We start from the raw sequence: 6,899 nt of genomic DNA, 5'->3' as shown, positions 1-6,899 counted from the left end.
TGGCCGCACCGCTCACGGCGCAGGCGGGCGGGTGGCTGGCGTTGCGGCTGGCGTCCCGGCTGCTGCCGGGCGCGGCGGTGCTCGCCGCGGCGCTGGGCGACGGGGCGGCGGCGGAACGGCTCGCTGCCCGGACGGTGGCCGCGTACCGGCGCAGCCCGGCCGACCCCGCGACGCGGTGACCGGTCAGAGCCAGGTGAACCAGTCTCTGGGCAGCAGCGCGTAACCGACGAAGGCGACCACGTCGAGCAGGGTGTGCGCGACGATCAGCGGCATCACCCGGCGGGTGCGCAGGTAGAAGTAGCTGAACACGACGCCCATCACCGCGTTGCCGACGAACGCGCCGAAGCCCTGGTACAGGTGGTACGAGCCGCGCAGCAGCGCGCTGGCCGCGATGATCGCGCCGAGCCGCCACTGGAGCTGGCGCAGCCGGGTGACCAGGTAGCCGACCACGATCACCTCCTCCAGCACGGCGTTCTGCACGGCGGCGAGGATCAGCACCGGGACCGCCCACCAGACCGGCGGTAGCGAGGCCGGCACCAGCGTGGCGTTGAGGCCGAGCTGGGCCGCCGCCCAGAACAGGGCCAGGCCGGGCAGGCCGATCAGCGCGGCCAGCCCGGCGCCGCGGGCCAGGTCCTGGCCGGGTCGCCGGGCGTCCAGGCCGAGGGACCGGGCCGGGTCGCCGGGGTCGCGGCTGAGCAGGTGTACGGCGAGCAGCACCGGCAGCAGCGCGAAGACGATGCCGAGCAGTTGGTACGTCAGGTCCAGCCACGGTCGGGCCGACGCCGAGGTGTTCAGCGAGGCGGTCTGCTGGGAGAGCGGACCGTCGGCGGTCAGCTTCGCGATGATCGAGACCACCGCGTAGACCGCGGACTGGCCGAGGGAGAGGCCGAGGACCAGCAGCGTCTCGGTCCCCAGTAGCCGGCGGGACACCGGGCGGGTCAGCTCAACGGTCACCCGGACCACTCTGCCCGACGGGTGGCGCCCACGGCACGGCCGATCGGGCGGCGTGAACCGATCGCACATTCTGTGCGACCGGTGGGCACGCTCCGTGGAGATTCTATGGGCGCCCGATCCGCTGCCGTCTGGAGGAGGAGTGCCCCCGTGGACAACGTCGCACGGTTGCTCAAGGAGAGCTGGACCCTGGTCGAGGAGGACCGGGACCGGCTGAGCGGCCACTTCTACGCCCGGCTCTTTCTGCTCGACCCCGCCCTGCGGCAGCTCTTCCCGGTGCAGATGACCGGCCAGGGCGACCGCCTGCTCGAAGCGATCATCACGGCGATCCACACGGTCGACGACCCGGAGAGCTTCGACGAGTTCCTCCGCGCGCTGGGCCGCGACCACCGCAAGTACCACGTCGACGAGCAGCACTACGCGACGATGGGCGTCGCGCTGCTGGACGCGCTGCGCAGCACCGCCGGCGACGACTGGAACCTGGAGTACGACCAGGCGTGGCGTGACGCGTACGCGGCCATCGCGGCGAAGATGATCGCCGGGGCGGCGGACGACGACAACCCGCCGTTCTGGCATGCCGAGGTGCTGACCCACGAGCGGTACGGTCCGGACACGGCCGTGCTGACCTGCCGGGCGTTGCAGCACCCGCTGCCCTGGCGTGCCGGCCAGTACGTCAGCCTGGAGGTGCCGCGCCACCACCCGCGGGTGTGGCGGACGTACTCGGTGGCGAACGCCCCCAACGACGACAACGTGCTGGAGTTCCACGTGCGGTCGCCCGGGGCCGGCTGGGTCTCCGGAGCGCTGGTCCGTCGGGTACGGCCGGGTGACCTGCTCCGGCTGGCGGCGCCCATGGGGTCGATGACCCTGGACCGGTCCTCGGAGCGGGACATCCTGTGCGTGGCCGGCGGGGTCGGCCTGGCGCCGATCAAGGCGCTGGTGGAGGAGTTGGCCAGCTACAACCGGACCCGGTGGGTGCACGTCTTCTACGGCGCCCGGCAGGCGGCTGATCTGTACGGCCTCGCCGGGTTGCAGGAGCTGGTGGCCGTGCACCCCTGGTTGTCCGTCACCGGGGCGTGCAGCGAGGACCCGGACTTCGACGGTGAGCTGGGCGACATCCCGGACGTGGTGGCCCGGTACGGCCCGTGGACGACGCACGACTGCTACGTCTCCGGGTCGGCCAAGATGGTGCGGTCCACGCTCCGGGTGCTGGCCGCGGACGAGGTGCCCCCGCCGCACATCCGCTACGACACCTTCGGCGACCTCTAGACGTTCCTCCCCCCGCACCGGGGCGCGTGCCCCTGCCCCCTGGGGCACGCGCCCCGGTCCCCGTCCTGCTCAGTAGCGCCAGGGGCGCCCGGTCTCCCGGTACTCCTCGACCGGCACCAGCGGCACACCGGGCGCCATCCGGTCGACGTAGAGCCGGCCCTCCAGGTGGTCGATCTCGTGCGCCACCAGCCGGGCCATGCCGAACTCGAACGAGGTGATGATCCGGCTGCCGTCCCACTGGGCGTGCTCCACGTCCAGCCGCAGCGGGCGGGGCACCAGGCCGCGGTGGTCGAAGAAGGAGAGGCAGCCCTCGTACTGCTCGTCGGTGTCCGGGTCGGCGTCGACGACCCGGGGGTTGAGCAGCACGACCGGCTCCGCCGACCGGTCCGGGGGCCGCACCACGGCCGCCGCCCGCCCGATGCCGAGCTGCGGGGCGGCGATGCCGACCCCCTTGCTGAACGGGTGCAGCTCGTCGAGCCGGGCCAGGGCCGTGACGAGCCGGTCGACCACGTCCCGGGCCACCTGCTCCTCGCCGGGCAGGTCGAACGGGCGGCCGCGCTGACGGAGCAGGTCGTCGCCGCGCTGGACGATGCCGAAGCCGCGCATCCGGTCACTGGGCCGGACGCGGGCCCCGCCGGGGCCGATGTCCGGGTCGGTCTCCGGGCGGGCGCGGAAACGCCACTGCATCCGGTAGCGGGCGTTCAGCGGCGGGTCGTCGGTCTGCCAGTCGAAGATCGCCCGGTCGGCCTCGTCGTGGCGCTGCGGCGCCGTTCGCAGCGGGCCCTCCTCCGCCGAGAGCGACGTCTCCACGCCCCAGACCTGGGGGTCGAGCGCCGCCGGCAGGTCCAGGCGTACGGCGAGCTGTCGGGTGGGCAGCCGCACCGCCCGCTGGAACCAGGGACCCCACTTCTCGTGCCCGACGCTGTACGCGTACTCGATGGTGGCCCGGTCGCCGGGGTAGAGCGGGAAGCGCCGCTCCCCGTTCTCGAAGAGCAGCCAGATCTCCTTGAACGCGTCCCGGTCGTGCTTGGCCCTCCAGTGCATCGGCTCCGGGTCACCGCCGCCGTCGTCCCGACGTGCCTGGAGTTGCAGCTCGGCGAAGGTGAGCGGGTGTTCCCGGTGGTGCCGGTTGGAGCGGCCGGGGTCGTTCGGGTAGCGGTCGACGGCGACCCGCACGAGGTAGCGGGTGACCGGCTCGGTGCCGGCGTTGTACAGCTCGCGGTGGATGACGCACCGGTAGCCGTCGTCGGTGTGGGCGAGGGTGGCGAGCTCCCGTTCCACGACGAGGCCGGTGCCGGGCGGCAGCCACTGGCCGGGCAGGGGTGGCTCGCGGTGCTGTTGGCCGGCGCGGGCGTGCCGCAGCTCGTCGTACTCGCGGAAACGCTGCCAGATCGCGCCGCTGGCCTCCAGGACGGCCTCGGCGCGACGGGCGAAGTCCTCGGTCGGGCGGTGCCGGCGCCCCTCGACGTGGCTGACGTAGGACGGGTCGAACCCCATCAGGATGGCCAGTTGCTTCTTGGACAGCCCTCGCCCGGTGCGCTGCCGGGCGAGTTCGGCCGCGAAGGAATCGGCAGCCCGTTCGAGGGGGGAGGTCGTCATCGGCTTCCTCGTGGCCGGGAGTATTAGTTTCACGTTCTGTGCGCGAGCGCACACGCATCTGGCACTTTGCCGACACAACGCTTGACAAATCCACCGACGGCGGTCGATCGAGGGACGGTGTTTTCCTGGGCCGAGGCCGGGTAGTACGCGAGCGCGGAGCGCTACCTCCGTCGGGAGCCGGGTGACCTCGACCTCTCGATTCGACCCAGGTGAGGCTTCCCTTAGACCTGCGGGCTTGGTTAGGCTAGCCTTAGCTCAGGACGGCAGGGCTGTCCGCCGAGGTGAATGCTCCTCGGTCACGCAGACGGGGGATGACACGGTGACAGCGGTGATGCCGAGGCGGGACGTGACCGCCACGCCGCTCGCCCCCGTCACCGCAGCGCTGCGTGCCATGTTCGGCACCGACGATCTTCCCGGGCTCGCTCGGGGCCTGCTGGTCGACGACGAGTTCGGCTGGGCGCCCGCGACCACCCTGATCGACGGCAGCCGGCTGCCGGAGCTGCTGCGCGCCGCCACGCTGCGCTGGGGCGGCACCCCACACGCCTGCGCCGCGCTGGCCTGGAAGTCGTACAGCTACTGGACGGCACTGCCGGTCGTGCTCGGCTGGGCCTCGGCCCGACGGGTGCCGCTGCTCGACCCGTCCGACGTGCTGATCCACTTCGAGGACCACCGGCCGCTGCTCACCCTGGGCCTGCGCCGCAGCACCACCGTGGCGGTGCTGCCGAGCGACCCGCTGGCGCTGGTCGGCCACCCCGAGGTGCGGGTCGTCGCCGACGAGGCGGAGCTGCTGGCCGTGCTGCGTGCCTCGCTGCTCGACGCCCACCTGGCCCCGCTGATCGCGGCGATCCAGGCGGAGGTACGGGTCGGCACCCGCACGCTGCTCGGCTCGGTCGCCTCCGGCATCTCGCACGGCATCCTGCGGGCGGCGGACGGGCTGCCCGGCTCGACCGTGCAGACCATCGACACCCTGCTCGGCGCGCTAGACCTCGCCGACCTGGTCGAGCTGGTGCCGGGGCCGACGGGCGAGCCGAGCGTGCAGCGACGCACCTGCTGCCTCGCCTTCACGCTGCCCAGCCCGAAGGTCTGCCAGGGCTGCTGCGTCCGCCAGGCCTGAGCTCGACTCAGTCGGTCAGCGGCCGCACGTCCCACACCCACACTCCGCCGGTGAACACCGGCTGGATCCCGGTCAGCTCGGTCATCCCCCGGCGCAGCGCCGCCTCGTGCTCGTGCGGGCCGAGAATGACCACCCCGGCCCGCCAGTAGCGCAGGTCGTCGACGGCCTTCACCCGGCTCTGCGGGCTGATCGGTGGCACCGCACCGGTGCGCCGGATGGTGGCGAAGAAGCTGCTGGTGGGGCGGGGCGGCGCGGTGAACAGCGCGACCCGCGGCGGCTCGGCGTTCGGGCGGGTGTCCGGGCCGAGGAAGTAGCCGCGGGCCAACGGCATGTCCAGCCGGGTCGTCGCGGACCAGCGCAACGGCTCGGCGTAGTTGGTGTCCGGCAGTGGCAGGGTCACGACGCTGCGGCCGCCGGCCACGTAGGGCCGCCAGGCCCCGCTCGTCACGAAGGTGGGGACCGGGTCGAGGCGGGCCACGGGCAGCGGGGTGGGAAGGATCGGCAGCAGGGCCATCGTGAGCACGGTGGCCGTGACGAAGTGGATCTGCTGACGGGAGGCGGGCTGCGACCGCGCCAGCTCGCGTGCCCGCTCGACACCGTAGGCGAGGAGCAGCCCGATGATCGGGGTGATCGCCAGGGCCCACCGGGTCGGCACCACGGAGTGCAGGATCGGCAGGTTCTCCAACGCGGCCCAGGGCCCCGGCACGCCGGTGTCCCGGCCGGCGAAGCGGATCTCCCGACCCAGTGACAACACCGCGAAGAGCAGGCCGAGAGCGGCCAGCCCGAGCACCACGACCGAGCGGCGCAGCCACCAGACCAGGGCGATCACCAGCACCAGGAGCGGCCAGCCGAAGAAGCTGTTCTCCTCGGTCGGGTTCCTGGCCAGGTTCGCGGCGGTGCGCGGGCTGCCGGCGAGCGATTCCCGGGAGTACGCGGCGAACGAGGCGAGGTCGCTGGAGTAGCCGCGGATCAGGTGGGACAGCCCGGAGTACGCGCCCGGCCCGAAGAACTGGACGTAGAGCGGGTAGGCCAGGAGCAGCCCGGCGACCCCGGCGGCGACGGCCAGGCCGGCGAGGAAGGGCCGGGTCTGCGATCGCAGGGCCGGGCGGCCGACGGCGAGCGCGCCGACGACCACGCCCAGCCCGATCGCGGTCATCAGCAGGATCTCCAGGTTGAGGAAGGCCTGCCAGACGATCACCAGCGCCAGGAGCACTCCGTTGCGCAGCCAGCGGCCCGGTTCTCCGAGCCGCAGCGTGCGCCAGATGATCAGCGGGACGACGAACTGCGACACGATGTTCGGGTGCGCATTGGCGTGCGACACCATGGCCGGCGCGAACGCGCAGAAGCCGGCGCCCAGCCACGCCGGCCCGCGGGCGCCGATCAGGACGCGGGAAAGCAGGAAGTACCAGGCAGCGGCGGTGGCGATCATTCCGCCGGTGAGAAAGAGCAGGAATGCGGCCCGTGGCCCGAGCAGCACGGTGACAGGTGTCATTGGCAGCGAAATGGATAATACGGACGTATTCGCCATCAAATTGACGCCGTCCGGCACGTTCATCCGGTCCGAATGGAACGGATATGCGAAATGCGTGACGACCCGCGCACCGTGAGCCATCATCCATTCGAACTGCGACTGATCGGTGCGGTTGTCCCGCACCGCGCTGCCCGGCTCCAGCCAGAGCCGCCCGGTGACCCAGAAGCCGAGCACCACGAAGCTCAGCACAGCGGCCAGATCCACCCACTTCCCGTTGTGGGTCGGGCGCGTGCGATCGCCAACTCCCTCCACCGGCGACGCGGTGGCCGGGCCGTCTCCGGGCGCGTCCGATTCAGGAGTAGTCATGGCAATTCATAGGGTAGTCAGCGTATGGCGCTGCCGTGACATGTTTCGGGGTACTGCCGTACTATGTGCCGGGTTCGCCGACCGCCGATCACGTGCCCACCACCGACCGCCATTCGGCCACCCCGCTGCCAC

The 6,899-nt window shown here is 72.2% G+C and carries 5 protein-coding genes; 2 read left to right on the top strand and 3 right to left on the bottom strand.

Annotated elements, in window-relative coordinates:
* Positions 1–183 precede the first annotated feature (183 nt).
* Positions 184–954, bottom strand: coding sequence for a CPBP family intramembrane glutamic endopeptidase (locus DKT68_RS01380; protein WP_109815620.1), 771 nt, complete (start codon positions 952–954; stop codon positions 184–186).
* A 147-nt stretch (positions 955–1,101) separates the two neighbouring features.
* On the opposite strand from DKT68_RS01380, the gene DKT68_RS01375 reads away from it, so the two are divergent.
* Positions 1,102–2,217 carry a globin domain-containing protein gene (locus tag DKT68_RS01375; RefSeq protein WP_109815619.1) on the top strand — a complete coding sequence of 372 codons (1,116 nt, stop codon included), beginning with the start codon at positions 1,102–1,104 and terminating at the stop codon, positions 2,215–2,217.
* A 69-nt stretch (positions 2,218–2,286) separates the two neighbouring features.
* Here the strand turns inward: DKT68_RS01375 and DKT68_RS01370 are convergent, their stop codons facing one another.
* Entirely contained in the window at positions 2,287–3,816 is a 1,530-nt protein-coding gene (locus DKT68_RS01370; protein WP_109815618.1) for a peptide deformylase, read from the bottom strand.
* Between the two features lie 331 nt (positions 3,817–4,147).
* Here DKT68_RS01370 and DKT68_RS01365 point away from each other — a divergent pair, with 331 nt between their 5' ends.
* Complete coding sequence (locus DKT68_RS01365) at positions 4,148–4,930, top strand: IucA/IucC family C-terminal-domain containing protein (protein ID WP_109815617.1); 783 nt, start codon at positions 4,148–4,150, stop codon at positions 4,928–4,930.
* Positions 4,931–4,937: 7 nt separating this feature from the next.
* On the opposite strand, the gene DKT68_RS01360 is transcribed toward DKT68_RS01365, so the two are convergent.
* A complete protein-coding gene (locus DKT68_RS01360) occupies positions 4,938–6,767 on the bottom strand; it encodes a hypothetical protein (protein WP_236646667.1) in 1,830 nt (609 codons plus the stop codon).
* Between the last annotated feature and the right edge of the window lie 132 nt (positions 6,768–6,899).

It is taken from the genome of Micromonospora acroterricola, assembly GCF_003172955.1.
In the GTDB taxonomy this organism is placed as follows: Bacteria; Actinomycetota; Actinomycetes; order Mycobacteriales; family Micromonosporaceae; genus Micromonospora; species Micromonospora acroterricola.
Note: the sequence above shows the minus strand (reverse complement) of the source record. Positions and strands in the feature narration are given on the sequence as shown.

What these genes read in the sequence shown, in the direction of transcription:
- DKT68_RS01365 (WP_109815617.1), top strand. Translation starts at nt 4,148, where the DNA reads ATGCCGAGGCGGGACGTGACCGCCACGCCGCTCGCCCCCGTCACCGCA.
- DKT68_RS01370 (WP_109815618.1), bottom strand. Translation starts at nt 3,816, where the DNA reads ATGACGACCTCCCCCCTCGAACGGGCTGCCGATTCCTTCGCGGCCGAA.
- DKT68_RS01360 (WP_236646667.1), bottom strand. Translation starts at nt 6,767, where the DNA reads ATGACTACTCCTGAATCGGACGCGCCCGGAGACGGCCCGGCCACCGCG.